Source organism: Pseudomonas paraveronii (assembly GCF_963681955.1).
In the GTDB taxonomy this organism is placed as follows: Bacteria; Pseudomonadota; Gammaproteobacteria; order Pseudomonadales; family Pseudomonadaceae; genus Aquipseudomonas; species Aquipseudomonas paraveronii.
This window is the reverse complement of record NZ_OY817130.1, coordinates 6,128,879-6,154,388: the sequence shown is the minus strand read 5'-3', so window position 1 is coordinate 6,154,388 and position 25,510 is coordinate 6,128,879. Positions and strand designations below refer to the sequence as shown.

Below are 25,510 nucleotides of genomic sequence, written 5' to 3'. Positions count from 1 at the left end.
CCTCCATTCAGGCAGGTGATGCTGCTAGCCAGGTTGGTCGGGCGGATCTATAACTCATGCAGCCAACCCCGCACACGGCCTGGAGGCTTTGCGATGCTCAAACTGTACGGATTTTCGGTCAGTAACTACTACAACATGGTCAAGCTGGCGCTCCTGGAGAAAGGTCTGACGTTCGAAGAGGTGCCTTTTTTTGCCGGGCAAACGCCTGCAGCCCTGACGATCAGCCCGCGGGGCAAGGTGCCGGTGCTGGGTGTCAAACAGGGCTTTATCAACGAAACCAGTGTGATCCTCGAATACATCGAGCAAACCCAGGAAGGCCCTGCACTGTTGCCGGCGGAGCCGTTTCAGCGCGCCCAGGTGCTGGCATTGTGCAGGGAAATCGAGCTGTACATCGAGCTACCCGCACGCGCCTGTTTCGCCGAAGCGTTTTTCGGCATGCCGGTGCCGGAGGCGATCAAGGACAAAGCCCGGGCCGAGTTGCTGCTGGGGGTGGGGTCTTTAGCTCGGCACGGCAAGTTCGCGCCCTATGTCGCGGGGGAGAGCTTTACGATTGCCGATCTGTATTTCATGTACAGCCTGAACCTCGCCTGCGGCGTGGGCGAGAAACTGTTTGGCCTGGATTTGCTGGCAGAATTGCCGGCGGCCAAGGCGTTGCTGGAGCGCTTGCACGCCATGCCTAACGCCTTGAAGGTGGCGGCGGACAGGGAAGCGGCGATGCCGGCGTTCATGGCGATGATTGCGGCGAAGAAGTAAGCAATGTGGGAGGGGGCTTGCTCCTCCCACATTGATGCGTTTAGCGGCTGGCGAGCAGGGCCTGGCCGCGCACGACGGCTGCCTTGACCTGCGCCGGCGCAGTGCCGCCGATGTGGTCGCGGGCATTCACCGAGCCTTCCAGGGTCAGCACGGCAAACACGTCCTGCTCGATCTGGTCGCTGAATTTGCGCAGTTCTTCCAGGCTCATTTCCGCCAGGTCCTTGCCGCTTTCCACGCCGTATTTCACGGCATGGCCGACGATTTCGTGGCAGTCACGGAACGGCAGGCCACGGCGTACCAGGTAGTCCGCCAGGTCGGTCGCAGTGGAGAACCCGCGCAGCGCCGCTTCCCGCATGATCGCGTGCTTGGGCTTGATCGCGGGGATCATGTCGGCAAAGGCACGCAGCGAATCGCGCAGGGTATCGGCAGCGTCGAACAGCGGTTCCTTGTCTTCCTGGTTGTCCTTGTTGTAGGCCAGGGGTTGGCCTTTCATCAGGGTCAACAGGCCCATCAGCGCGCCGAATACACGGCCGCTCTTGCCACGTACCAGCTCGGGCACGTCGGGGTTTTTCTTTTGCGGCATGATCGAGCTGCCGGTGCAGAAGCGGTCGGGCAGGTCGATGAACTGGAATTGCGCGCTGGTCCACAGCACCAGTTCTTCGGAGAAACGCGACAGGTGCATCATCGCGATACTCGCGGCGGCGCAGAATTCGATAGCGAAGTCGCGGTCCGACACGCCGTCCAGGGAGTTGCCGCCCACGGCGTCAAAACCCAGCAGTTGTGCGGTGTACTCGCGGTCGATCGGGTACGTGGTGCCGGCCAGTGCGGCGCTGCCCAGCGGCATGCGGTTGGCGCGCTTGCGGCAATCCACCAGGCGCTCGTAATCGCGGCTGAGCATTTCGAACCAGGCCAGCAGGTGGTGGCCGAAGGTCACGGGCTGTGCGGTCTGCAGGTGGGTGAAGCCGGGCATGATGGTGTCCGATTCACGCTCGGCCTGTTCCAGCAAACCTTTTTGCAGGCGGGTGATTTCGGCCAGGATCAGGTCGATTTCATCACGCAACCACAGGCGGATATCGGTGGCCACCTGGTCGTTACGGCTGCGTCCGGTGTGCAGTTTCTTGCCGGTCACACCGATGCGATCGGTGAGGCGCGCCTCGATGTTCATGTGCACGTCTTCCAGATCGACGCGCCAGTCGAACGTACCGGCTTCGATCTCACCACGGATGGTGGTCAGGCCGTCGATGATGCTGTCGCGCTCGGCGTCGGTCAGCACGCCGACCTTGGCCAGCATCGTGGCGTGGGCGATCGAGCCCATGATGTCGTGGCGGTACAGGCGCTGGTCGAAGGTGACGGAGGCGGTGAAGCGGGCGACGAAGGCGTCGACGGGTTCACTGAAGCGGCCGCCCCAGGACTGGTTGGTCTTGTCGGTGCTCATGGATTCGCTCGTGATCTGCTTAAAAGAGGCGTGGAGGTGTGACGCCGATAATAACAGGGTTGCCCGTGGAGGCGGTGCTGCGGGTGGTCGGCATTTTTATTTGTGTAAAGGATGGCTAAGTGCCTTGCCGCCGACCGCGTCCGGGAAGAGACTGGGCAAAGGTGCTTATTGAAACGATATTTGACGAATGAGCAGTGTCGTCTCGGCGAGCGTCTACAGTTGGACTGATAGTGTGTGAATGCACCAAAGTCAGGTGATGCGGTCATAACCCTGACTACCATTAAACAAGGGGGGTATTCGGATTGTGATCAGCAAACCCTACGACGATGCCCAAGGGCGGCAGGTTTTGGGCGCTATTGAACAGGTCCGGATAAATATGAGTGTCGCTCTCGGGGCACTTTTTGCCGCTCGCGCTAGTCTTAGCGTGGATCGCTGTGACGCAAGTCACCGCACCTGTCTACGCTATCCTTGTGCGAGACTCACGCAGGAATCCAGCGCAATATGAATGTCCTGATCGTTGATGACGAACCCCAAGCCCGCGAGCGACTGAGCCGTCTCGTCAGTGAACTCGAGGGTTATACAGTCCTTGAACCGAGCGCCGCCACGGGCGAGGAGGCGTTGACGTTGATCGACAGCCTCAAGCCGGATGTGGTGCTGCTCGATATCCGCATGCCGGGCCTGGATGGCCTGCAAGTCGCCGCCCGCCTGAGTGAGCGCGAATCGCCACCGGCCGTGGTGTTGTGTGCCGCCGAGGAAGAGTTCCCGGCCGAAACCCTGGAAGCCAGCGGTGTCAGCTTCCTGGTCAAGCCAGTGACTGCCGAGGCGTTGCTCAAGGCATTGAAAAAGGCCGAGCGCCCCAATCGCATCCAGCTTGCCGCCCTGACCCAGCCCGCCGCCCAGAGCGGTAACGGGCCGCGCAGCCATATCAGTGCGCGCACCCGTAAAGGTATCGAGCTGATCCCCCTGAGCCAGGTGGTCTATTTCATCGCCGATCACAAGTACGTGACCCTGCGTCACGAGGCTGGCGAAGTGCTGCTCGATGAGCCGCTCAAGGCCCTTGAGGATGAATTCGGCGACCGTTTCGTGCGCATCCACCGCAACGCGCTGGTGGCCCGTGAGCGCATCGAACGCCTGCAACGCACGCCCCTTGGGCACTTTCAGTTGTTCCTCAAAGGGCTTAACGGCGATGCCTTGATCGTCAGCCGGCGCCATGTTGCCGGCGTGCGCAAGATGATGCAGCAGCTTTAGCCCAAGGGCTGTAGCGGTGATCGCGGTGCGCTGCGGCCAGGGAGGCCCCCGCACTTGCTGATTCAAATCAAAGCGAATTTTCCTGAGCTGTTATTATCTGCCGTATCTATTCAGTACGGATTGATCCATGTCCTCTCGCGAAATCCGCATCGCCACCCGTAAAAGTGCCCTGGCCTTGTGGCAGGCCGAATACGTCAAAGCACGCCTCGAGCAGGCCCACCCTGGTCTCCAGGTATCCCTGGTGCCCATGGTCAGTCGCGGCGACAAGCTGCTGGACTCGCCGCTGTCGAAGATCGGCGGCAAGGGTTTGTTCGTCAAGGAACTGGAAACCGCGCTGCTGGAAAACGAAGCCGACATCGCCGTGCATTCGATGAAAGACGTGCCCATGGACTTCCCCGAAGGCCTGGGCCTGTTTTGCATCTGCGAGCGTGAAGACCCGCGCGACGCCTTCGTGTCCAATACCTACGCGTCCCTGGATGAGCTGCCGTTGGGCAGTATCGTCGGCACTTCCAGCCTGCGGCGTCAGGCCCAGTTGCTGACGCGTCGCCCGGATTTGCAGATCCGCTTCCTGCGCGGCAACGTCAATACCCGCCTGGCCAAGCTGGATGCCGGTGAATACGACGCGATCATTCTCGCGGCGGCCGGTTTGATCCGGCTCGGCTTCGAAGACCGCATCACCTCGGTCATCAGCGTCGAAGACAGCTTGCCCGCCGGCGGGCAGGGCGCAGTGGGCATCGAATGCCGCACCGCCGACTGTGAAATCCACGCCTTGCTCAAGCCGCTCGATCACCACGACACCGACGTCCGTGTCACCGCCGAACGCGCCCTGAACAAACACCTCAACGGTGGCTGCCAGGTGCCGATCGCCTGCTACGCCGTGCTTGAAGGGGAAAACCTGTGGCTGCGTGGCCTGGTGGGTGACCCTGACGGCGGCAACTTGATCACCGCGCAAGTGCGCGGGCCGCAGCGTGATGCGACGGCGCTGGGTATTCAGGTCGCCGAAGCGCTGCTGGACAAGGGCGCCGGTGTCATTCTGCAAAAAGTCTACGGCGAGGCCGGCCCGCAGTGACCGATTGGCGTGTGCTGCTGACGCGGCCTGCCGAGGAGTCTGCGCTGTTGGCGGCATCGTTGTCCGAGGTCGGGATTTTCAGCAGCAGCCTGCCGTTGCTGGAGATCGAAGCCTTGCCGGTCACGCCTGCGCAGCAGGCGGTGTTTGCTGACCTGGGCCGCTATTGCGCGGTCATTGTGGTGAGCAAACCGGCGGCGCGCCTTGGCGTGCAATGCTTGGATCGATGCTGGCCGCAGTTGCCGTGGTTCAGCGTGGGGGCCGCCACCGCGCAGGTCCTCGCCGATCAGGGCCTGGACGTTCATTATCCCCCCAGCGGCGACGACAGCGAGGCCTTGCTTGCCTTGCCCGCCTTGCGCGAGGCTATTGCACCTGCCGATGCACGGGTGTTGATCCTGCGCGGCGAGGGCGGGCGAGAGCTGCTGGCGGAGCGCTTGCGCGAGCAAGGTGCTAGTGTCGACTATCTGGAGTTGTATCGCCGTTTCCTTCCGGCCTACGACCCGGGGGTACTGATGCAGCGCATCCAGTTGGAACGCTTGAACGGCCTGGTGGTCAGCAGTGGGCAGGGTTTATTACACCTGCAAGCCCTGGCCGGCCCGGATTGGCCACAGGTGGTGCGGCTGCCGTTGTTCGTGCCCAGCCCGCGAGTCTATGAGATGGCGCGGGCCGCTGGCGCAGAAAAAGTTGTGGATTGTCGCGGCGCGAGTGCCGCGGCTTTGTTAGTGGCGTTACGGAGCCATTCCGTTCCCACTCTCTGATACGCAAAGGATGGATACGTGAGCGAAACAGCCTTGCCTAAAGATGAAGCTCAGCCCGCGCTCGATGCGCCGGGCCAGACACCGGACACCGCGCCGCGCCGTGGCAATGGCCTGGCAATCGTCGCCTTGCTGCTGGGCGCCGCAGGCGTTGCCGCCGGCGGCTGGGGGATCTGGCAGGTCCGCGCCCTGCAAGCCAGCAGCCAGCAACAGCTGAGCCAGGTACAGACCCTCGACGACCAGTCCCAGACCCTCAAGCAAAGCCAGCAACAGTTGGCGGCACGCCTGGCGCAACTGCCGGGTGCCGACGAGCTGGAAGAGCGCCGCCGCCTGGTGGCGCAGTTGCAGGGCGATCAGCAGCGTCTGGGCCAGCGCCTGGAAACCGTACTGGGAGCCAGCCGCAAGGACTGGCGCCTGGCTGAAGCCGAACACTTGATTCGTCTAGCGAGTTTGCGCTTGTCTGCCCTGCAGGATATCAACAGCGCGCAGTCGCTGGTCCAGGGCGCCGACGAGATTCTTCGCGAGCAGAGCGATCCGGGTTCCTACGCCGCGCGCGAGCAATTGGCCAAGAGCCTTGCCGCGTTGCGCAGTACCGAACAACCGGACCGTACCGGGCTATACCTGCAACTTGCGGCCTTGCGTGATCAAGTCGTGCAACTGGCGGCGATCGCGCCGGAGTACCAGCTTCAGGAACCGGCGCCCCAAGGGCGTCCGACGACCGATACGGAAAACCGCTTGAGCCAATGGTGGGAGCAGCTCTCGCGTTACTTCCGTATCGACTTCAACCCGGATGACAACATTCGCCCGCTGCTCGCCGGCCAAGGCCTGAACCAGGTGCGCCTGGCCCTGAGCCTGGCCCTCGAGCAAGCGCAGTGGGCTGCGCTCAATGGTGAGTCGGCGGTGTACAGCCGTTCGCTGGGTGAGGCGCGCAGCGTGTTGCAGGACAACTTCAACCAGGACAACCCACAGAGCAAAGCGATGCTGGCGCGTATCGCCGAGCTTGAGCCCAAGGCTGTCTCGGTCGTGACCCCGGACCTGGCTGCCAGCCTGGCCGCCGTGCAGGCATACCTTGAACGTCGTCACTCGCCTGCCGACGAAGCCAAGGCTTCGGCTGGCACGCCGGCGAGCCAGGAGTAGAGCCGATGAAGCGTTTCTATGTGATCCTGGTGCTGGCGATTGCGATCGCCCTGGCGCTGGCTGTGGGCATTTCGAAACACACCGGCTACGTGCTGATTACCTATCCCCATCTGCTGCATTACGAGTCGAGTCTGTGGGCCACCCTGGTGGCGGTGTTTGTCATCGGCCTGGCGATCTACCTGATTCGTGTCCTGTTGAGCCTGCTGAGCACCTCGGGCGGCGTGGTCAACCCGTGGTCGCGGCGTAACCGCAGCCGTCGCGTGCAGATCGCGATCGAGCAGGGCCAGATGGACCTCGCCGAAGGCCGCTGGGCCAGTGCCGAACGCCACCTGCATCGTGCCGCCGAAGCCGAACGCCAGCCGTTGCTGTATTACCTTGGCGCGGCCCGGGCGGCGAATGAGCAAGGGCGATATGAAGCGTGCGACGGTTTGCTGGAGCGCGCCCTCGAGCGTCAGCCCCAGGCCGAACTGGCGGTTGCCTTGAGCCATGCGCAATTGCAGATGGACCGTGGCGATACCGACGGCGCGCTGATCACCTTGCAGGCCATGCACGAGCGGCATCCCCATAACGCCCAAGTGCTGCGCCAGTTGCAACGCTTGCATCAGCAGCGGGGCGATTGGTCGTCAGTGATTCGTCTGTTGCCTGAGCTGCGTAAGGACAAAGTGTTGCCGGCCGGCGAATTGGCCGAGCTGGAGCGTCGTGCCTGGGGTGAAAACCTGAGCCTGGCCGTCCAGCGTGAAGAGCAGGGCGAAGCGGGTTTGCAGGCGCTTGAGCGCGCCTGGCAACAACTGACGTCCGCCCAACGCCAGGAGCCGCAATTGGTGGTGGCCTACGCCGAGCAACTGCGCCAGTTGGGCGCTGATGCCAAGGCCGAGGAAGTGTTGCGTGGCGCGATCAAGCGGGCGTATGACAGCCATCTGATCCGCCTGTATGGCCTGTTGCGCGGCAGTGACCCGGCCCGCCAGTTGAAGTTTGCCGAGGGCTGGCTCAAGGATCATCCCGGTGATGCCAGCTTGCTGTTGACCCTGGGTCGCCTGTGTCTGCAAAACAGTCTGTGGGGCAAGGCGCGGGACTACCTGGAAAGCAGCCTGCAGGTGCAGCGCAACCCCGAGGCGTGTGCCGAACTGGCACGCCTGCTAGCCCAGTTGGGTGACACCGAGCGCAGCAACCAGCTATTCCAGGAAGGCTTGGGCCTGCTGGACAACCGTTTGCTCGCCTCACCGTTACCCGTGCCGGCGCAGGGTTGAAGTAGGAAGTGGTGCGAGGGTTGGCTCGGATGCGTCCGACAGCCAACCTTTTGGTTCTGTGTAAAGACTCGGTTTAACTGGGTGTGTAATACATTCCTACGTTGCGTCAGGTTATGTCCTCCAAGTTCTGGCGGGATGTCCCTACGTTTTCGCGGAATCGTCTGCTCTAACGCGTATTGAAAGGGGTCAGGCCTTTCCTCTACCGTAACGGCCTATCTCTCGCGGTACGGATAAACAATGTCTTTGGCCCCCTCACGCTCCTTGTTTTTCCTGGCGTTCATGGCCGGTGCGCTGACGTTGGGTGCGTCTTTCTACCTGGAATATGGCGCGCTGCTGCGGCCCTGCTTTCTGTGCCAGGTACAACGGCTATTCCTCGCCACCTTTACGTTGATCAACCTGGTAGCGGCTGTGCATAACCCCAAACGCTACGGCGTCTATGGGTATGGGCTGGCGAGCACAGGCTGTGCCGCGCTTGGCGCAATTACCGCCGTGCGCCAGGTGTTATTGCAGAACACCACGTCGGATCAGGCCAGCGATTGTTGGCCCAGCTTGCAGTACATGCTCGAAAACCTGTCTTTTTCGCAGGCGCTGCGCTCGATCTTCAACGGCACCGTCGACTGCGTGGAAATCACTTGGACCCTGTTCGATTTGAGTCTTCCGGAGTGGAGCCTGTTGTTTTTCGTGGCGATGCTGATCCTGGGCTTCATGCAATTTTCACGGCTGATATTCAGCCAACCGTTGCGCCTGTCGAGACGCTGAAAACCGGTCGCAGGTTGTAGGACAGGATTAAACACTTGTATGAACTTTCTCTCCTGCGTACCTTGAAGCCATAGTCATGCGGGCATAATCTGGCCCGCATGCGTTATTGAAACCGTTGTCAGATACGGCTTTGTCCGGCTGCCGCTTTATCTTTGAAGTATTGCGCGGGCACACAGCGGCAGCGCCCCCTATAGGGAAGAGAGATCATCATGCTGGAAAGTTGTCAGAATGCTCAGGAACGCTGGGGTGGGGTGCACAAGCTGATCGACAACTGGCTGAAGGCACGCCACGAACTGGTTCGGGCGTTTGATGCTCTCGGCGAGAAGCCCGAAGCATTGACGAAGAATCGCAAGCCGTTGCAGGCATTTTGCGGTGTGTTGGTGGACTACGTGTCTGCCGGTCATTTCGGCATCTACGAGCAACTGACCAAGGAGGCTGAAGCCTTCGACGATCAACGCGGTCTTGAGTTGGCCGATACCCTCTACCCACGCATCGATGTGATCACCGAGAAGCTGCTGGCGTTCAATGACCTGTGTGATGCCGGCAAGTGTGTTGCGGAAAAATTCAAGGAGCTGGGTGGCCTGCTCCATGAGCGTTTCGAGCTTGAGGATTGCCTGATCGAAGTGCTGCACAATGCTCACCGGGATGTGGCTGTCGCTCAGGCCTGACCCTTGGTGTGAGATAAAAAAACGGTGCGCATGACGCACCGTTTTTTATTGGGTCAATGCCGGGTGCCGAGCAATTCGATCTCGAATACCAGGGGTGTGTAAGGCGGGATCAACGCACCGGCACCGTCGGCGCCATAGGCCTGTGCTGACGGAATCACCAGGCGCCATTTCGCGCCCACCGGCATCTGTTGCAGCGCGCTGCTCCAGCCGCTGATCACGCTGTCTAGGCGAAACCATTGCGCCTGGGTGCTTTGATCGAACACCGTCCCATCGGGCAATCGCCCCACGTATTTCACCTGAACCTCATCATTGGCCAACGGTTTATTGCCGGTCCCGGGCGTCAACTCGGTGAGCAGAACGCCATCGGCCAATTCGCGCACGCCGCTCGCGGCTTTTTCCTGGGTCAAAAACTGCTGTTCGGCCGTCAGGGCTTTTTCACTTTGCGGTGCCTGAATATCGGCTTCGTCCTGCGCTTCATGCTGCGCCAGGATCTGTTCGATGCGCGCGTTATCCAGCGCCAGCGGTTTACCTTGATAGGCTTGCTTGAGGCCATCGATCAAGGCTTGGAGCTGCAAGTCGGGGACTTCCTGTCGCAGCCGCTCACCGAGGCTGGCGCCCAGGCTGTACGCGAGGTCGTGCGCGTCTGGCGCAGTGGTTTTGGACGGCGTAGGCTCGCTTGCATTGGCCACGGAAATCGCCAAACCAAGCGCAAGAAAAAGGTAACGCGACATGGGTCTTCTCCAGCCGAAAGTGCGACGGATTATGCCAGTGTGAGTGGGTAAAAAGTGGCGTGGTTTTTCGTTATATCGATAAGATTTTTCGCACGGTGCAACGCAAGGCAAACGATACTGTCAACATGCGCTAGCGGCGGTAAGAGCAGAGGGCTAGTATGAGCCGCACCCACGTCAGCCAGGAGGTAAACCATGTCGGCCAAACAGAAGCCTGTAAATACCCCGTTGCACTTACTCCAACAACTCTCGGGCAGCCTGCTCGAACATTTGGAAAGCGCGTGTTCCCAAGCCTTGGCTGATGCAGAAAAACTGCTCGCCAAGTTGGAAAAACAACGCGGTAAAGCGCAAGAAAAACTGCACAAATCCCGCATCAAACTGCAAGACGCCGCCACTGCCGGCAAGGCCAAGGCTCAAGCCAAAGCCAAAGACGCAGTCAAAGAACTTGAGGACCTGCTGGACGCCCTCAAGGATCGCCAAGCCGAAACCCGCACCTACATTTCCCAACTCAAAAAAGATGCTCAAGAAAGCCTGAAACTGGCCCAGGGCGTTGGTCGTGTGAAGGAAGCTGTATCGAAAGTGCTGGGCGCTCGTGCACCGGTAAAAGCCGTTGCAGCGAAGACGCCGGCTAAGGCCGCTGCCAAACCAGCTGCCAAACCAGCTGCCAAAACTGCTGCTGCGAAACCAGCCGCCAAGCCAGTTGCTAAAGCCGCTGCTGCAAAACCAGCCGCCAAGCCGGTTGCTAAAGCCGCTGCTGCAAAACCAGCCGCCAAGCCAGTTGCTAAAGCTGCTGCCGCAAAACCAGCCGCCAAGCCAGTTGCTAAAGCTGCTGCCGCAAAACCAGCCGCCAAGCCAGTTGCTAAAGCTGCTGCCGCAAAACCAGCCGCCAAGCCAGTTGCTAAAGTCGCTGCTGCAAAACCAGCCGCCAAGCCAGTTGCTAAAGTCGCTGCTGCAAAACCAGCCGCCAAGCCAGTTGCTAAAGCCGCTGCTGCAAAACCAGCCGCCAAGCCAGTTGCTAAAGCCGCTGCTGCAAAACCAGCCGCCAAGCCAGTTGCCAAAGCCGCTGCTGCAAAACCAGCCGCCAAGCCAGTCGCTAAACCGGCTGCTGCAAAACCGGCACCGGCCAAGCCAGCCACTCCGGCAGCATCGGCTGCTACCCCGGCAGCGTCCGTCGCTCCAACCGCATCGGCCAGCAGCGCCCCTGCACCGGTCGCGCCAAGCAACACCCCAACCAGCGCTTCCTAAGCGCCGGTGACTGCGACGCGCATCTGCTGCAGCGCGTCGTGGTCAAGGTTGGCGGCTCCCTCGGCCGCCAGTCCTTCCAGCCATCGTTGACCCATCACTTCGCCTGTCGGCCATGCTGTCGCCAGCGTTGCCAGGCGTGTCAGCAACTCGCGTTCCGCCTCCAGCTCCAGGGCCTTGACCCGCTCCCGTAACGCCGCCAAGGGCTGATCCTGCTGCGCCACGGCCCGCCATTGCCTACGCACCTGTCGCAACGGTTCAACGACTTGCGATTGCCACGGCTCGGCGATTTGCCTCAGCGCCTGCGTGCGTTCAAGTGTCAGCGCCACGCCGCGCCGTTCCAGCCACGCCCCGCAGAGCAACAGGCACACATCCGCGCCTTGTTCCTGCAAACGCAGGCACGCGGCCTCGACGCCCGGGCGGGCGTAAGTCGAGAGGGCAAAGCTCCACAGGTCAGCGCACATATTCACACCCAAGCCAGCGGCCAACGAAGCTGGTAGACTCCGCCGCCATTATGATCCGACTTCAAAGCCTAACATTACAGCGTGGCCCGCAACGTCTTCTTGAAGACGCCGAGCTGACCCTGCACGCCGGTCACAAAGCCGGCCTGATCGGTGCCAATGGCGCCGGCAAATCCACGTTGTTCGCCCTGTTGCTGGGTGAGCTGACCCCGGACTCCGGGGACTGCTTGCTGCCGGCCGACTGGCGCATCGCCCATATGCGCCAGGAGATCGACACCCTGGACCGCATCGCGATCGACTACGTGCTCGATGGCGACCTGCGTCTGCGCCAGGTGCAACACGACCTGGCCGAGGCCGAGAAAGCCCAGGACGGCGCCGCTCAGGCTCGCCTGCACGCGGAACTGGACAGCGCCGACGGCTACACCGCCGACGCCCGTGCGCGCAAGATGCTTGCCGGCCTTGGCTTTACCAACGAACAGATGGACCGCCCGGTCGCCGACTTCTCCGGCGGCTGGCGCATGCGCCTGAACCTGGCCCAGGCACTGATGTGCCCCTCGGACTTGCTGTTGCTCGACGAACCGACCAACCACTTGGACCTCGATGCGATCCTGTGGCTGGAGGATTTCCTCAAGAACTATCAAGGCACCTTGCTGCTGATTTCCCACGACCGGGATTTCCTCGACGCCGTGGTCGACAACATCGCCCACGTCGAACAGAAGAAAATCACCCTCTACCGCGGCGGCTACAGTGCGTTCGAGCGCGCCCGCGCCGAACGCCTGGCCCAGCAACAGCAGGCGTTCGAGAAGCAGCAGGCGCAGCGCGCGCACATGGAAAGCTACATCGCCCGGTTCAAGGCCCAGGCCACCAAGGCCCGCCAGGCCCAGAGCCGGATCAAGGCGCTGGAACGCATGGAAGAACTGTCGGCGGCCCACGTCGATTCGCCTTTCGATTTCGTGTTCCGCGAGTCGGTGAAGATCTCCAGCCCGTTGCTCGATCTGTCCGATGCACGCCTGGGCTATGGCGATAAAACCATCCTCGAGAAGGTCAAACTGCAACTCACGCCGGGCGCGCGTATTGGCCTGCTCGGACCGAACGGCGCGGGCAAGTCGACGCTGATCAAGAACCTGTCGGGCGAGCTGCAACCCCTGGCCGGTCGCCTGACCCGTGGCGAGAACCTGGTGGTGGGCTACTTCGCCCAGCATCAGTTGGACTCCCTGGACGCCAAGGCCAGCCCGTTGCTGCACTTGCAGCGCCTGGCGCCGACCGAGCGCGAGCAGACTCTGCGCGACTTCCTCGGCGGTTTCGACTTCCGTGGTGCGCGCATCGATGAGCCGGTGCTGAACTTCTCCGGCGGCGAAAAAGCCCGCCTGGCCCTGGCGCTGATCGCCTGGGGCCGGCCGAACCTGTTGCTGCTCGACGAACCGACCAACCACCTCGACCTGGAAATGCGCCTGGCGCTGACCATGGCGTTGCAGGAATTCAGTGGTGCGGTACTGGTGGTGTCTCACGATCGCCACTTGCTCAAGAGCACCACCGACAACTTCCTGCTGGTGGCCGATGGCAAAGTCGAAGAGTTCGACGGCGACCTCGAAGACTACGCACGCTGGCTGACGGATTACCGCCTGCGCAACGCGCCGACCAGCAACACGCCGGTCAACCCGGACAAAACCGACAAGAAGGCCCAGCGCCAGGCCGCTGCCGCCCTGCGCCAGCAGTTGGCGCCGCACAAGCGCGACGCCGACAAGCTGGAAGCCGAATTGGGCAAGGTCCACGAACGTCTGGCCAAGATCGAGACCAGCCTGGGCGACAGTGCCGTGTACGAAGCCGCACGCAAGGATGAACTGCGCGATCTGCTGGCCGAGCAGGCCAAGCTCAAGGTCCGTGAAGGCCAGTTGGAGGAAAGCTGGATGGAAGCCCTCGAACTGCTCGAAAGCCTGCAAGCGGAGCTGGAGGCGCTGTCCTGATGGAGGCGCTGCAACTGCCGCTGCCGGCGCAATGGGTCGAGCCTGTGTGGATCAGCGTGCAAGTCCTGCTGATCCTGCTGGCGGGCTACCTTACCCAGCGGTTTGTCGCCAAGGGCCTGACCCGACTGGGTGAGCGCTACCCCTTCCCGCCGCAATTGTTGATGCCGCTGCGCGGCGGCTTGCGCTGGCTGATCATGGGCAGTGCGCTGATCTTCGTGCTGGGCCGCCTGGGCGTGTCCGCCACGGTGTTGTGGACCGCGCTGTCGGGGTTCGTCGCGGTGGCGGCGGTGGCGTTCTTCGCCATGTGGTCGGTGTTGTCCAACCTGTTGTGCGCGATCCTGATCTTCACCGTCGGGCCGTTCCGCCTGGGTGACATCGTCGAGTTGGTGGACACCGTCGACAAGCCGGGTGTGAAGGGCCGCGTCGTGGCGATCAATCTGCTTTACACCACGCTGATCGAAGTGGAAGAGGCGGGCACCGGCGGCGTGACGGTGCAGGTGCCCAATAGCCTGTTCTTCCAACGCTCGGTGCGACGCTGGCGCGACAGTGCGGTGATGCCGGGCGAGCGCTAGCGTTCACATCTTGTAAAAATCTATAGCCAGCATTCGGTCGGCAGAGTTAGCTTAAGGCACAACCGCAAACTCGCTGCTGAGGTGTGCAATGGCACTCGACACATGGCTGGCCTTTTTCCTCGCCAGTTGGATCATTTCCCTTTCCCCTGGCGCAGGCGCCATCGCCTCGATGTCCAGCGGCCTGCAATACGGTTTCCTGCGCGGTTACTGGAACGCCATCGGCCTGCAAATCGGCCTGGCGATGCAGATTGCCGTGGTGGCGGGCGGGCTGGGGGCCATTCTGGCGGCGTCGTCCACCGCGTTCTATGCGATCAAATGGTTTGGCGTGGCGTACCTGGTGTACCTGGCCGTCAAGCAGTGGCGCGCGCTGCCCATGGACATGACCGATGACGGCGCCGTGCGCCCGATCGGCAAGCCGATGGCGATGATGTTCCGTGGCTTTCTGGTCAACGCCAGCAACCCCAAGGCGCTGGTGTTCATGCTCGCGGTGTTGCCGCAGTTCGTGAACCCGCAGGCCCCGCTGCTGACCCAGTACCTGATCCTCGGCGCGACGATGATCAGCGTCGATATGATCGTGATGGCGGGCTATACCGGCTTGGCGTCGAAAGTCTTGCGCCTGTTGCGCACGCCCAAGCAGCAAAAACGCATGAACCGCACGTTTGCCGGGTTGTTCGTGGGCGCGGCGGGTTTCCTGGCAAGTTTGCATCGCGCAACGGCTTGAACCCGGACCGGGCTGAAGAAACCGAATCGACAATGTGGGAGCGGGCTTGCTCGCGATAGCGGAGTGTCAGTCACCGAGTCAGTCGGCTGACCCACCGCTATCGCGAGCAAGCCCGCTCCCACATTTGTTTTGTGTTGTCTGTGCGCGTTGAGTTCAGCGCAAAATCGTCGGGCCTGGCGCCATTGCCGCCGCTGAATCGGCTCCGTTACTCCAAATACAAATCACTTACACCTTGAGTCAAACCTAATAAAGCTCAACAATGTGTTACTTCGTATTTCTCTTTGAGATTCATTCATGACTGCCCCCTTCCGTTTTTTCGCCTGGCTGCTATTGCCGGCGTTGATGTCGTGCAGCTTCAACCTGTTGGCTGCACCTGCCGAGGGCGCCACGAAAGCCCTGCATTTGCTGGACTACATCGGCGCGGATTACCCGCCGACGGTAGCGGCGGGCAAGGTCATCGATGAGTCGGAATACCGTGAACAGGTGGAGTTTCTGGGGGTGTTGCAGGGCCTGGTGGCTGAGCTGCCTTCCAAGCCCGAGCGCGCAGAACTGGTCAAAGGGGTCGATGAACTGGTCGCCGCCGTGACCGCTCGTCAGGACGGCGCCAGTGTGGCCCGCCAGTCCCGGCAGTTGGGCGCCAAGCTGGCGGCGGCATATGAAGTCAGCCAGGCCCCGGCGATTACGCCCGACCCGACACGCGGCGCACCGCTGTATGCGCAGCACTGCTCGGTCTGCCACGGCACGGCCGGAGCCGGTGATGGCCCGGCGGGTGTGGGGATGACGCCGCCGCCGGCGAACCTGCAGAACGCTGAGCGCCTGGACCGCCTGAGCCTTTATGCGATCTACAACACGCTGGGCCTGGGCGTCGAAGGCACGGACATGCCGTCCTTCGCCGACCAACTCGACGACCGCCAGCGCTGGGACCTGGCCACCTATATCGCCAGCTTCACGGCCGACCCGGCTGCCGCGAAAAGCGCGCAGCCCTTCAACCTCGCCGACCTGGCCCGTCAGACCCCGAATGAAGTGCTGGCCGCCAACGGCCCAGCCGCTGCCGCGACGTTCCGCGCCCAGCGTGCCCAGCCGCCGCAGGTCAAGCGCGGCCCGGCGCAGTTGCTCGACTACACCGCCGCGACCCTCGACAAGAGCCTTGCGGCGTTCCGCAACGGCGATCACGAGCAAGCCTACGACCTGTCGGTAGCGGCGTATCTTGAAGGCTTCGAGCTGGTGGAAAGCTCCCTGGACAACGTCAACGCCAACGTGCGCAAGGACACCGAGAAGGCCCTGATGGCCTACCGGCAGTCGTTGCAGGACGGCTTGCCGCTCGAACAGGTGCAGCAGCGCCTGGACGCGGCCAAGGGCAAGCTCAGCGAATCTGCCAGCTTGTTGGGCAGCGATGGCCTGAGCTGGTCGTTGAGTTTTATCTCAGGCTTGCTGATCCTGCTGCGCGAAGGTCTGGAAGCGATCCTGGTGCTGGCGGCGATCCTCGCCTTCCTGCGTAACACCGGCCAGGAATCGGCGGTGCGCAGCGTGAACACCGGCTGGGGCTTGGCCTTGGTGGCCGGCTTGGCCACCTGGGCGTTGGCCGCCTATGTGATCGATGTGAGTGGCGCCCAGCGCGAATTGCTCGAAGGCTGCACGGCGTTGTTTGCCAGTGTGATGGTGCTGTGGCTCGGCGTGTGGATGCACGACCGCCGCCACGCAGCGGCCTGGCAGGATTACATCAAGAGCAGCCTGGTGGGCGGCGGTGGGCGTTTCGGCTTCGCGCTGCTGGCGTTCTTCTCGGTGTACCGCGAGCTGTTCGAAGTGATCCTGTTCTACGAAACCCTGTGGCTGCAAGCCGGCCCGGCCGGGCACAACGCTGTGCTGGCGGGTGGCGCCACGGCGCTGGTGCTGCTGGTGGGCCTGGCGTGGGTGATCCTGCGCGGTTCGGCGAAGCTGCCATTGGCGCTGTTCTTCGGGATCAACGCGGCGCTGCTGTGTGCGTTGTCGGTGGTGTTCGCCGGGCACGGCGTGAAGGCGTTGCAGGAAGCCGGCATCTTCGGCACGCGGCCGGTGGCATTCTTTGACTTCGACTGGCTGGGTATCCACGCCGATGCCTACTCGTTGAGTGCGCAGGTCGTGGCGATCCTGGCGATTGTGGTGATGTACGGCCGCAGTCGGATCGCCGACAAGCGCCGGTTGGCGGCATAGGCATGCGCGTGTGGATCGACGCCGACGCCTGCCCGCGGGCGGCCAAGGACCAGGTGGTGAAGTTCGCCCTCAAGCGTCAGTTCGAGGTGGTGCTGGTGGCCGGGCAGAGCCAGATCAAGCCGAGCTTTGCCTGCGTGAAGCTGATCGTGGTGCCCAGCGGCCCGGACGCAGCGGATGACTACCTGGTGGAGCACGCGGTGCCCGGCGAGTTGGTGATCTGCAGCGATGTACCCTTGGCCGACCGCCTGGTGAAGAACGGCGTGACGGCGCTCGATCCGCGTGGCAAGGAGTTCAGCCCGCAGAACATGAGTGAGCGGTTGGCGGTACGCAACCTGTTCACCGATCTGCGTGAGCAAGGCCAGATGGGCGGTGGTCCACCGCCCCATGGGGAAAAGGACAAGCAAGCGTTTGCCAACTCACTCGACCGCCTCCTTACGCGCTTGATGCGGGCCGATTAGTCGTTCTCATGGGTCAGCTCAAGCACCCGATCCACCAGCTTGTTGATGCCTGATGCGACTTCACTGATGTTCTTGCCAAGCATATAGGCCGGCGTGCTGACCAGCTTGCGCGCCGTGTCTTCGACGATATCCTCCACCGTACATTCCTGGTGGTGGGCGCCCATCTTGTCCAGGGCGGCGGCGGTGTCGGTATCGTTGCCGATGGTGCAGGTCACGCCCGGGCCATAGATCTTCGCGGCCAGGGCCGGCGAGATGCAGATCAGCCCCAGCGGCTTGCCCGCTTCGACAAAGGCTTCGGCCAGCGCCAATACCTGCGGGTTGAGGCTGCAACCGGCACCTTCACTGGCAAAGTTCGACAGGTTCTTCGCCGCGCCAAATCCGCCAGGCACGATCAACGCGTCGAAGTCCTCGGCGTTGGCTTCACCAATGTCCTTCACCTCGCCCCGAGCAATGCGGGCGGACTCCACCAGCACATTGCGCGACTCGGGCATTTCTTCGCCCGTGAGGTGGTTGATCACGTGCAACTGCGCAATGTCGGGGGCAAAGCATTGGACCTGAGCGCCGCGCTGATCCAGGCGCAGCAGCGTGATCACGCTTTCGTGGATTTCTGCGCCGTCGTACACGCCACAGCCGGAAAGGATCACTGCAATCTTTTTGCTCATGGGCATTTCTCCTGATTCATGGCGTTAAATGTCTACTAATTTGTCATCTGTTGCCAATGGGAACTCCCGCCGCAGCACCTAATCTTGATGCAATAAAAACAGACCGGACTAGCCCATGGACTTCGTGCCTTACGCGGTGCCGTTTTTCATCGCCTTGATCGTGGTTGAACTGCTCGCCGACCGTTGGCGCGGGGAGCGCAATTACCGGGTGGCGGATGCCATCAACAGCCTCAGCACCGGCGTGCTGTCCACCACCACCGGGCTGCTGACCAAGGGCGTGGGGCTGCTGACCTACGCGTTCGCCCTCAAGCACCTGGCGCTGCTTGAGCTGTCGGCCCAGAGCGTCTGGACCTGGGTGTTCGCCTTTGTGTTCTACGACTTCTGCTACTACTGGCTGCATCGCTGCGGGCATGAGCGCAATATCCTGTGGGCCGCGCACTCGGTGCATCACCAGAGCGAGGACTACAACCTCACCACCGCCTTGCGCCAGACCAGCACCGGCTTTCTGCTGAGCTGGATCTTCTACCTGCCCCTGGCCGTGCTCGGCGTGCCGCTGCTGGTGTTTATCAGCGTAGCCTCGCTCAACCTGCTGTATCAATTCTGGGTCCACACCCGCCACGTGCCCAAGCTCGGTTGGTTCGAGTGGTTCTTCGTCACACCGTCCAATCATCGGGCTCACCATGCACAGAACGCTCTCTACATGGATCGCAACTACGGCGGGGTGTTCATTATTTGGGACCGGCTGTTTGGTTCGTTCCAGGAAGAGGACGCTAACGAGCCGGTGATCTTTGGCGTCACCACCCCCTTGGCCAGTTGGAACCCGCTGTGGGCCAACCTGCAGTTCTATGCGCAGTTGTGGAGTGATGCGCGACGCACGCAAAGCCGCTGGGACAAGCTGCGTATCTGGTTCATGCGCACCGGTTGGCGGCCGGCCGATGTGAAGGCCAACTACCCGTTGGCCAAGCCGGATTTGAGCCAGTTCCGCAAATTCGAGGTGCCGCTGGATACGCGGCAACAGGTGTACGTCGCCCTGCAATTTGCGGTGTATGTGGGGTTTGGCAGTTATCTGATGAATGTCGGGGACGGGCTGCCCACGACGGGACTGGTGCTGGGCTGGAGTGCGATGGCGCTGGGCTTGTTTAGCTTGGGCGTCGCCCTGGAGAACCGCCCGTGGGCGTTGAGGGCGGAGCTGGTGCGTCTGGGGCTGAATGTGCCGCTGGTATGGCTGGCGCCGCTGGCCGGGCTATGGCCGGCCAGCCACCTGGGCTGGCTGGGCCTTTTGAGCTACAGCTTGCTGAGTCTGATGGGCCTCTACTGTTGCAGAGGCCGGCTTACTCGGCTGGCGTCTTAGTCGGCTCGACCGGGCTGGTCTCGCCCGTGTGTGTGGCGGCCAGTTGGGCCTTTGCATCGGCACAGGCTTGACGGGCGATGCGCGCGTTCTTGAACCGCCGCCGCAGCCAGAGAGCCAGGCCCAGCAGTAACAAAGCACCCAGCACCCACAGCTCGTACTTCTTGATGCTGCCCAGCATGCCTTCCAGAACCGCGCCAAAATGGTACGCCGCCGCGGCGAGCGCCGCCGCCCACACCGCCGCGCCAATGCCGTTGAGCACCAGGTAGCGCAAGGGCGGATAGCCGGACAGGCCAATCGCCACGGGCATCACTGTGCGTAATCCGTAGACGAAGCGGAAGCTCAGCACCCAGATATCCGGGTGCTTGCGGATATGTTCCAGGGCCTTGTCGCCCATCAATTGCCAGCGCGGCTTGCGCGCCAACAGTTTGCGGCCGTGTTTGCGCCCCATGTAGTACCAAAGCTGGTCGCCGGCGTAGCTGCCGAAAAAGGCAACGACCACCACCAGGTTGATATCCATATACCCACGGAACGCCAGGAAGCCTGCGAGAACCAGTATGGTTTCGCCTTCGAAGAACGTGCCTAGGAAGAGGGCAAAGTAGCCGAAGTCATGCAGAAATTGTTGAAGCATGGTCTGGGTGCTGGCGAAATGAACGCGCAGCCTACGCCTTCGTGAACATTCATGAAAGTATCGAAATGTGTCTCGAAGTGAACATTTCCTACATAAACGCCGAATGCGACTACAGGTCGCATGGATAAGCACAACTGTCATTCCTTCGTCATAATGGCCGCTTATAACTGCAACACTCGTCCGTAAATGCGGGCTCAGGAGTCTGTCGTGAGCTTTACCCCTGCCAATCGCCTGTTCCCCGCCACCCGTCTGCGCCGCAACCGTCGTGATGATTTTTCTCGCCGTCTGGTCCGTGAAAACGTACTCACCACGAACGATCTGATCCTGCCGGTCTTTGTGCTGGACGGGGAAAATCGTCGGGAAGCCGTGGCGTCGATGCCGGGTGTAGAGCGCTTGAGCATTGATCTGCTGCTTGAAGAGGCGGCGAACTGGGTCGAACTGGGGATTCCGGCGCTGGCGCTGTTCCCGGTGACGCCTGCGGAACTCAAGTCCCTCGATGCTGCCCAAGCCTGGAACCCGCAAGGGATCGCCCAACGCGCCACCCGCGCCTTGCGTGAGCGCTTCACGGAATTGGGGGTAATCACCGATGTGGCCCTGGACCCGTTCACCACCCACGGGCAGGACGGCATTCTGGATGAAGAAGGCTACGTGCAAAACGACATCACCGTCGACGCGCTGGTCAAACAGGCCCTGTCCCATGCTGCAGCCGGGGCCCAGGTGGTCGCGCCGTCGGACATGATGGACGGCCGCATCCAGGCGATCCGCGAAGCTCTGGAGCTGGCCGGCCACGTCAATGTGCGAATCATGGCTTATTCGGCCAAATACGCCAGCGCCTACTACGGCCCGTTCCGCGATGCGGTGGGCTCGGCGCTGAACCTGGGCAAGGCCAACAAGGCCTCGTACCAGATGGACCCGGCCAACAGCCAGGAAGCCCTGCACGAAGTGGCCGCCGACCTGGCCGAAGGTGCCGATATGGTGATGGTCAAGCCCGGGATGCCCTACCTGGACATCCTTTATCGGGTCAAAGAAGAATTCAAGGTGCCGACCTTTGTCTATCAGGTCAGCGGTGAATACGCGATGCACATGGCCGCGATCCAGAATGGTTGGTTGAGTGAAGGGGTGATCCTCGAATCCCTGACAGCCTTTAAACGTGCCGGCGCTGATGGCATTCTGACCTACTTCGCCGCCCGCGCTGCCCAATTGCTTAGAGAGCAACAATAGCCCTCACAGGAACACTCGATGAATACCGAAGGACTCTCAGAAGTTGCCGTAAAAGACGCCCACCCGGTGGTTGAACAAGTCGCCGAGACCCCGCCGGAGCTGGAACCGCCTGTGGTGGTCGCCGAAGCGCCTGCTCCGGCGCCCGCGCCCGTCGTGGTGACCAACCTGGATGACAGCAGCCTGTACATCCACCGCGAGCTGTCACAGCTGCAATTCAACATCCGCGTGCTGGAGCAGGCGCTGGATGAGTCCTACCCGTTGCTGGAACGCCTGAAATTCCTGCTGATTTTCTCCAGCAACCTGGACGAGTTCTTCGAGATCCGCGTCGCCGGTCTCAAGAAACAAATCACCTTCGCCCGTGAACAAGCCGGCGCCGATGGCCTGCAACCGCATCAAGCCCTGGCACGCATCAGCGATCTGGTACACGGGCATGTGGATCGCCAATACGCAATCCTCAACGACATCCTGCTGCCAGAACTGGAAAAACATCAGGTCCGCTTTATCCGTCGCCGCCACTGGACCACCAAGATCAAGACCTGGGTGCGTCGCTACTTCCGCGACGAGATCGCGCCGATCATCACGCCGATCGGTCTCGACCCGACTCACCCGTTCCCGTTGCTGGTCAACAAGAGCCTGAACTTCATCGTTGAGCTGGAGGGTATCGACGCCTTCGGTCGCGATTCCGGCCTGGCGATCATCCCGGCACCGCGTCTGCTGCCACGGATCATCAAGGTACCGGAAGAGGTGGGGGGCGCTGGCGATAACTATGTATTCCTGTCGTCGATGATCCACGCGCACGCCGATGACCTGTTCCAGGGCATGAAGGTCAAGGGCTGCTACCAGTTCCGCCTGACCCGTAACGCCGACCTGGCGCTGGACTCCGAAGACGTCGAAGACTTGGCCCGCGCCCTGCGCGGTGAGCTGTTCTCGCGGCGCTACGGCGATGCGGTGCGCCTGGAAGTGGCCGACACCTGCCCGAAACACCTGTCGGACTACCTGCTCAAGCAGTTCAACCTCGGCGAGAGCGAGCTGTACCAGGTCAACGGCCCGGTCAACCTGACGCGCCTGTTCAGCATCACCGGCCTGGACAGCCACCCGGAGCTGCAATACACGCCGTTCACGCCGCAGATCCCGAAACTGCTGCAAAACAGCGAGAACATCTTCAGCGTGGTCAGCAAACAGGACATCCTGTTGCTGCACCCGTTCGAGTCCTTCACCCCGGTGGTCGACCTGCTGCGCCAGGCCGCCAAGGACCCGCATGTATTGGCGGTCCGCCAGACCCTGTACCGCAGCGGCGCCAACTCGGAAATCGTCGATGCCCTGGTCGACGCCGCGCGTAACGGCAAGGAAGTCACCGCGGTGATCGAACTGCGTGCGCGGTTCGACGAAGAATCCAACCTGCAACTGGCCAGCCGCCTGCAAGCGGCCGGCGCGGTGGTGATCTACGGCGTGGTCGGGTTCAAGACCCACGCCAAGATGATGTTGATCCTGCGCCGCGAAGCCGGTGAGATCGTGCGTTACGCGCACTTGGGCACCGGCAACTACCACGCCGGCAACGCCAAGCTCTACACCGACTACAGCCTGCTGACCTCCGACGACGCCTTGTGTGAAGACGTCGGCAAGTTGTTCAGCCAGTTGATCGGCATGGGTAAGACGTTGCGCATGAAGAAGCTGCTGCATGCGCCGTTCACCCTGAAGAAGGGCATGCTCGACATGATCGCCCGCGAGACCCAGTTCGCCCTCGACGGCAAACCGGCGCACATCATCGCCAAGTTCAACTCGTTGACCGATCCGAAGATCATCCGCGCGCTGTACAAGGCCAGCCAGTCCGGCGTGCGCATCGATCTGGTGGTGCGCGGCATGTGCTGCCTGCGGCCGGGCATCGTCGGGGTCTCGCACAACATCCATGTGCGCTCGATCATCGGGCGCTTCCTGGAGCACACGCGGGTGTTCTACTTCCTCAACGGCGGCGAAGAGCAGATGTACCTCTCCAGCGCCGACTGGATGGAGCGCAACCTCGATAAGCGCGTGGAGACGTGCTTCCCGGTGGAAGGCAAGAAGCTGATCATGCGGGTCAAGAAAGAGCTGGAAAGTTATCTCACCGATAACACCCACAGCTGGAGCCTGCAGTCGGACGGCCGCTACGTGCGCAACACGCCGACCGGCAACCAGAACCCGCGCAGCGCCCAGGCGACGCTGCTGGAGAAACTGGGTAGCCCGATTCTCGCGGTGAATTAACCCAGGCTGGCTCTGATCCAATGTGGGAGGGGGCTTGCCCCCGATGGCGGTGGTTCAGTCAAACTCATCCTTGACTGACACACCGCCATCGGGGGCAAGCCCCCTCCCACATTTGTTTTTCGGTGCTGTCTAGATCGAGTTAGTGCACATTCAGGCTGAAGCCCACCCGCGTCAGCCATTCCGCTTCCTGGGCGAAGTCCGCCTGGGTCAGCTGGTTTTCTTCCAGCCAGCCTTCCGGGAACACCACGTCGAGGCTGTCGCCGCTGGCGCGCAGGGTCACCTGGGGCATTTCCTGGGTGCCACGGATGTGGTGGAACAGGATCGCAAAGCGCAGCAGCACGCACAGGCGGATCAGCTTGATGCCTTCGTCACCGAATTCGGCGAACTTGTCCTTGGGGATATTGCGGCGATGGCCGCGTACCAGCAGTGCAAGCATCTGCTGGTCTTCCCGGGAGAAACCGGCCAGGTCGGAGTGCTCGATCAGGTAGGCGCCGTGCTTGTGGTAATGGTAGTGGGCGATATCCAGGCCCACTTCATGCACCTTGGCCGCCCAGCCCAGCAGTTCGCGCCATACGCCGTCTTCCAGGTCCCAGTCCGCAGCCACCTGGTCGAAGGCATGCAGGGCTTTGCGTTCCACGCGGGCCGCTTGTTCCAGATCGGCGTGATAGCGCTCCATCAACGAGCTGAGGGTGCGCTCACGCACGTCCTCGTGGTGATGACGGCCGAGCAGGTCGTAGAGCACGCCTTCGCGCAGGGCGCCGTCGCAGTGGTCCATGCGTTGCAGTTCGAGGGCGTCGAAGATCGCTTCGAGAATCGCCAGGCCCGCCGGGAAAATTGTGCGGCGGTCAGGCTTGATGCCGTCGAAGTCGATTTTCTCGGCATCGCCCAGTTTGAACAGCTTGCGCTTGAGCCACGCCAGGCCTTCGGCGTTGACCTCGCCGGTGCCATAGCCGCCGGCTTTCAAGGCCAGGCCGATGGCACGGATGGTGCCGGACGAACCGATGGCTTCATCCCAGGTCAGGCGATGCAGCGCGTGCTCGATGCTCATGATCTCCAGCCGCGCCGCCGTATAGGCCTGTGCATAGCGCGCCGGGGTGATCTTGCCGTCCTTGAAATAACGCTGGGTATAACTGACGCAGCCCATCTGCAGGCTTTCGCGCAGCAGCGGCTCAAAGCGCTGGCCGATGATGAACTCGGTACTGCCGCCGCCGATGTCCGCCACCAGGCGCTTGCCAGGGGTGTCGGCCAGGGTGTGGGACACGCCGAGGTAGATCAGGCGCGCTTCTTCGCGTCCGGAGATGACTTCCACCGGGTGCCCGAGGATTTCCTCGGCGCGGCGGATGAATTCGCCACGGTTACGGGCTTCGCGCAACGCGTTGGTGCCGACGATTCGCACAGCGCCCAGGGGCATGCCGTTGATCAATTGGGCAAAACGTTTGAGGCAATCGAGCCCTCGCTGCATGGATTCTTCATTGAGTTGGCGCGCGTCGTCGATTCCGGCAGCCAGTTGGACTTTCTCGCCTAGCCGCTCAAGGATGCGGATTTCGCCGTTCTGGGCCTTGGCCACGACCATGTGAAAGCTGTTGGAGCCCAGGTCGATGGCGGCGATCAGGGACAGATTCTTGGCTTGGGATTGCGGCATGGTTAGGGGGTCTCGGTCGATAACCTGACCATCGTGCCACGATCGACCGCTGGAGCCAACGCGTAGCGCTTCGCTAATTTTCCTATGACTGTCTGTGAGGAACTCTTGTGGGAAATGTAGGGCGGGTTTTTAAATTTGCCCTGAATGAAGTTTTAGTTTCGTAGGATTTTTTAACTAGTTGTCGTTGTAAAACTTTTTGTGATTTTCCCTACAGGGTTGTTGTTTGAAAACCTTTGGTTTTTTTGTTTGGGACTACCTCGTATTCGGGTAAAGGCGACTCTTTGTTTTTACAGCTCCCACACTAATTGATGTGTTATCTGATTCTTTAATGAGGGGCCAAAGCGACAGACTGTCACTCGGCAAT

23 protein-coding genes are annotated in these 25,510 nt (G+C 61.8%); 17 read left to right on the top strand and 6 right to left on the bottom strand.

The features are described 5' to 3' along the window. Nucleotides 1-93 precede the first annotated feature (93 nt). Nucleotides 94-753: a glutathione S-transferase family protein gene (locus tag U5A08_RS28610; RefSeq protein WP_253400093.1), complete on the top strand. Its 660-nt coding sequence runs from the start codon at nt 94-96 to the stop codon at nt 751-753. 40 nt (nt 754-793) lie between these two features. On the opposite strand, the gene argH is transcribed toward U5A08_RS28610, so the two are convergent. Further along, nucleotides 794-2,188, bottom strand: coding sequence for an argininosuccinate lyase (gene argH, locus U5A08_RS28605; protein ID WP_253400092.1), 1,395 nt, complete (start codon nt 2,186-2,188; stop codon nt 794-796). 501 nt (nt 2,189-2,689) lie between these two features. Here argH and U5A08_RS28600 point away from each other — a divergent pair. The 7 genes from U5A08_RS28600 to rsd all read left to right on the top strand — a co-directional run bounded on the left by U5A08_RS28600 (nt 2,690) and on the right by rsd (nt 9,068). Continuing rightward, on the top strand, nt 2,690-3,436 hold the full coding sequence (locus U5A08_RS28600) for a LytR/AlgR family response regulator transcription factor (RefSeq protein ID WP_253400091.1): 747 nt from the start codon (nt 2,690-2,692) through the stop codon (nt 3,434-3,436). 127 nt (nt 3,437-3,563) lie between these two features. Then, entirely contained in the window at nt 3,564-4,505 is a 942-nt protein-coding gene (hemC, locus tag U5A08_RS28595) for a hydroxymethylbilane synthase (RefSeq protein ID WP_321849486.1), read from the top strand. After that, complete coding sequence (locus tag U5A08_RS28590) at nt 4,502-5,260, top strand: uroporphyrinogen-III synthase (RefSeq protein ID WP_253400090.1); 759 nt, start codon at nt 4,502-4,504, stop codon at nt 5,258-5,260. Before hemC ends, U5A08_RS28590 begins: the two co-directional genes overlap by 4 nt. 18 nt (nt 5,261-5,278) lie before the next feature. Continuing rightward, on the top strand, nt 5,279-6,394 hold the full coding sequence (locus tag U5A08_RS28585; protein WP_253400089.1) for a uroporphyrinogen-III C-methyltransferase: 1,116 nt from the start codon (nt 5,279-5,281) through the stop codon (nt 6,392-6,394). Between the two features lie 5 nt (nt 6,395-6,399). Next, complete coding sequence (locus U5A08_RS28580) at nt 6,400-7,641, top strand: heme biosynthesis protein HemY (RefSeq protein WP_253400088.1); 1,242 nt, start codon at nt 6,400-6,402, stop codon at nt 7,639-7,641. A 237-nt stretch (nt 7,642-7,878) separates the two neighbouring features. After that, on the top strand, nt 7,879-8,400 hold the full coding sequence (locus U5A08_RS28575; RefSeq protein ID WP_321849482.1) for a disulfide bond formation protein B: 522 nt from the start codon (nt 7,879-7,881) through the stop codon (nt 8,398-8,400). Nucleotides 8,401-8,609: 209 nt separating this feature from the next. Further along, nucleotides 8,610-9,068, top strand: a complete 459-nt coding sequence (gene rsd / locus U5A08_RS28570) for a sigma D regulator (RefSeq protein WP_321849481.1) — start codon at nt 8,610-8,612, stop codon at nt 9,066-9,068. Nucleotides 9,069-9,121: 53 nt separating this feature from the next. On the opposite strand, the gene U5A08_RS28565 is transcribed toward rsd, so the two are convergent. After that, nucleotides 9,122-9,799, bottom strand: coding sequence for an FKBP-type peptidyl-prolyl cis-trans isomerase (locus U5A08_RS28565; RefSeq protein ID WP_321849479.1), 678 nt, complete (start codon nt 9,797-9,799; stop codon nt 9,122-9,124). A gap of 192 nt (nt 9,800-9,991) precedes the next feature. Between U5A08_RS28565 and U5A08_RS28560 the strand changes: the two genes are divergently transcribed. Continuing rightward, nucleotides 9,992-11,041, top strand: coding sequence for an AlgP family protein (locus U5A08_RS28560; RefSeq protein ID WP_321849478.1), 1,050 nt, complete (start codon nt 9,992-9,994; stop codon nt 11,039-11,041). Here the strand turns inward: U5A08_RS28560 and U5A08_RS28555 are convergent. Then, nucleotides 11,038-11,502, bottom strand: coding sequence for a TIGR02444 family protein (locus tag U5A08_RS28555; RefSeq protein ID WP_253400084.1), 465 nt, complete (start codon nt 11,500-11,502; stop codon nt 11,038-11,040). The two genes, U5A08_RS28560 and U5A08_RS28555, sit on opposite strands and share 4 nt — an antisense overlap. A gap of 50 nt (nt 11,503-11,552) precedes the next feature. Here U5A08_RS28555 and U5A08_RS28550 point away from each other — a divergent pair, with 50 nt between their 5' ends. From U5A08_RS28550 to U5A08_RS28530, 5 genes are all read left to right on the top strand, one after another. Then, the gene (locus U5A08_RS28550) at nt 11,553-13,463 is read left to right on the top strand and encodes an ATP-binding cassette domain-containing protein (RefSeq protein WP_247406608.1); all 1,911 of its coding nucleotides are present in this window, start codon (nt 11,553-11,555) and stop codon (nt 13,461-13,463) included. Beyond that, nucleotides 13,463-14,035: a mechanosensitive ion channel family protein gene (locus U5A08_RS28545; protein ID WP_247406611.1), complete on the top strand. Its 573-nt coding sequence runs from the start codon at nt 13,463-13,465 to the stop codon at nt 14,033-14,035. Before U5A08_RS28550 ends, U5A08_RS28545 begins: the two co-directional genes overlap by 1 nt. An 88-nt stretch (nt 14,036-14,123) precedes the next feature. Beyond that, nucleotides 14,124-14,756 (top strand): LysE family transporter, encoded by a 633-nt coding sequence (locus U5A08_RS28540; RefSeq protein WP_253400082.1) that lies wholly within the window; start codon nt 14,124-14,126, stop codon nt 14,754-14,756. A gap of 294 nt (nt 14,757-15,050) precedes the next feature. After that, entirely contained in the window at nt 15,051-16,946 is a 1,896-nt protein-coding gene (locus U5A08_RS28535; RefSeq protein ID WP_321849476.1) for an FTR1 family protein, read from the top strand. A gap of 2 nt (nt 16,947-16,948) precedes the next feature. Continuing rightward, entirely contained in the window at nt 16,949-17,404 is a 456-nt protein-coding gene (locus U5A08_RS28530; protein WP_247398861.1) for a YaiI/YqxD family protein, read from the top strand. On the opposite strand, the gene elbB is transcribed toward U5A08_RS28530, so the two are convergent. Then, on the bottom strand, nt 17,401-18,066 hold the full coding sequence (elbB, locus tag U5A08_RS28525) for an isoprenoid biosynthesis glyoxalase ElbB (protein ID WP_253400080.1): 666 nt from the start codon (nt 18,064-18,066) through the stop codon (nt 17,401-17,403). The two genes, U5A08_RS28530 and elbB, sit on opposite strands and share 4 nt — an antisense overlap. A 115-nt stretch (nt 18,067-18,181) precedes the next feature. On the opposite strand from elbB, the gene U5A08_RS28520 reads away from it, so the two are divergent. Then, nucleotides 18,182-19,417 carry a sterol desaturase family protein gene (locus tag U5A08_RS28520; RefSeq protein ID WP_321849475.1) on the top strand — a complete coding sequence of 412 codons (1,236 nt, stop codon included), beginning with the start codon at nt 18,182-18,184 and terminating at the stop codon, nt 19,415-19,417. On the opposite strand, the gene U5A08_RS28515 is transcribed toward U5A08_RS28520, so the two are convergent. Next, complete coding sequence (locus U5A08_RS28515) at nt 19,398-20,045, bottom strand: DedA family protein (RefSeq protein ID WP_253400078.1); 648 nt, start codon at nt 20,043-20,045, stop codon at nt 19,398-19,400. The two genes, U5A08_RS28520 and U5A08_RS28515, sit on opposite strands and share 20 nt — an antisense overlap. Before the next feature lie 207 nt (nt 20,046-20,252). Here U5A08_RS28515 and hemB point away from each other — a divergent pair, with 207 nt between their 5' ends. Next, the gene (hemB, locus tag U5A08_RS28510) at nt 20,253-21,266 is read left to right on the top strand and encodes a porphobilinogen synthase (RefSeq protein WP_321849474.1); all 1,014 of its coding nucleotides are present in this window, start codon (nt 20,253-20,255) and stop codon (nt 21,264-21,266) included. A gap of 18 nt (nt 21,267-21,284) precedes the next feature. After that, nucleotides 21,285-23,504, top strand: a complete 2,220-nt coding sequence (ppk1, locus tag U5A08_RS28505) for a polyphosphate kinase 1 (RefSeq protein WP_247398886.1) — start codon at nt 21,285-21,287, stop codon at nt 23,502-23,504. A 139-nt stretch (nt 23,505-23,643) separates the two neighbouring features. Here the strand turns inward: ppk1 and ppx are convergent, their stop codons facing one another. Continuing rightward, complete coding sequence (ppx, locus tag U5A08_RS28500; RefSeq protein WP_253400077.1) at nt 23,644-25,146, bottom strand: exopolyphosphatase; 1,503 nt, start codon at nt 25,144-25,146, stop codon at nt 23,644-23,646. Between the last annotated feature and the right edge of the window lie 364 nt (nt 25,147-25,510).

Bases quoted from the DNA above. Each gene is read 5' to 3' on its own strand.
- U5A08_RS28530 (WP_247398861.1), top strand. From the start codon at position 16,949: ATGCGCGTGTGGATCGACGCCGACGCCTGCCCGCGGGCGGCCAAGGAC.
- U5A08_RS28545 (WP_247406611.1), top strand. From the start codon at position 13,463: ATGGAGGCGCTGCAACTGCCGCTGCCGGCGCAATGGGTCGAGCCTGTG.
- rsd (WP_321849481.1), top strand. From the start codon at position 8,610: ATGCTGGAAAGTTGTCAGAATGCTCAGGAACGCTGGGGTGGGGTGCAC.
- U5A08_RS28520 (WP_321849475.1), top strand. From the start codon at position 18,182: ATGGACTTCGTGCCTTACGCGGTGCCGTTTTTCATCGCCTTGATCGTG.
- U5A08_RS28515 (WP_253400078.1), bottom strand. From the start codon at position 20,045: ATGCTTCAACAATTTCTGCATGACTTCGGCTACTTTGCCCTCTTCCTA.
- U5A08_RS28600 (WP_253400091.1), top strand. From the start codon at position 2,690: ATGAATGTCCTGATCGTTGATGACGAACCCCAAGCCCGCGAGCGACTG.
- U5A08_RS28610 (WP_253400093.1), top strand. From the start codon at position 94: ATGCTCAAACTGTACGGATTTTCGGTCAGTAACTACTACAACATGGTC.
- ppk1 (WP_247398886.1), top strand. From the start codon at position 21,285: ATGAATACCGAAGGACTCTCAGAAGTTGCCGTAAAAGACGCCCACCCG.
- U5A08_RS28535 (WP_321849476.1), top strand. From the start codon at position 15,051: ATGACTGCCCCCTTCCGTTTTTTCGCCTGGCTGCTATTGCCGGCGTTG.
- elbB (WP_253400080.1), bottom strand. From the start codon at position 18,066: ATGAGCAAAAAGATTGCAGTGATCCTTTCCGGCTGTGGCGTGTACGAC.
- U5A08_RS28580 (WP_253400088.1), top strand. From the start codon at position 6,400: ATGAAGCGTTTCTATGTGATCCTGGTGCTGGCGATTGCGATCGCCCTG.
- U5A08_RS28575 (WP_321849482.1), top strand. From the start codon at position 7,879: ATGTCTTTGGCCCCCTCACGCTCCTTGTTTTTCCTGGCGTTCATGGCC.
- ppx (WP_253400077.1), bottom strand. From the start codon at position 25,146: ATGCCGCAATCCCAAGCCAAGAATCTGTCCCTGATCGCCGCCATCGAC.
- U5A08_RS28555 (WP_253400084.1), bottom strand. From the start codon at position 11,502: ATGTGCGCTGACCTGTGGAGCTTTGCCCTCTCGACTTACGCCCGCCCG.
- argH (WP_253400092.1), bottom strand. From the start codon at position 2,188: ATGAGCACCGACAAGACCAACCAGTCCTGGGGCGGCCGCTTCAGTGAA.
- U5A08_RS28560 (WP_321849478.1), top strand. From the start codon at position 9,992: ATGTCGGCCAAACAGAAGCCTGTAAATACCCCGTTGCACTTACTCCAA.
- U5A08_RS28565 (WP_321849479.1), bottom strand. From the start codon at position 9,799: ATGTCGCGTTACCTTTTTCTTGCGCTTGGTTTGGCGATTTCCGTGGCC.
- U5A08_RS28550 (WP_247406608.1), top strand. From the start codon at position 11,553: ATGATCCGACTTCAAAGCCTAACATTACAGCGTGGCCCGCAACGTCTT.
- hemC (WP_321849486.1), top strand. From the start codon at position 3,564: ATGTCCTCTCGCGAAATCCGCATCGCCACCCGTAAAAGTGCCCTGGCC.
- U5A08_RS28540 (WP_253400082.1), top strand. From the start codon at position 14,124: ATGGCACTCGACACATGGCTGGCCTTTTTCCTCGCCAGTTGGATCATT.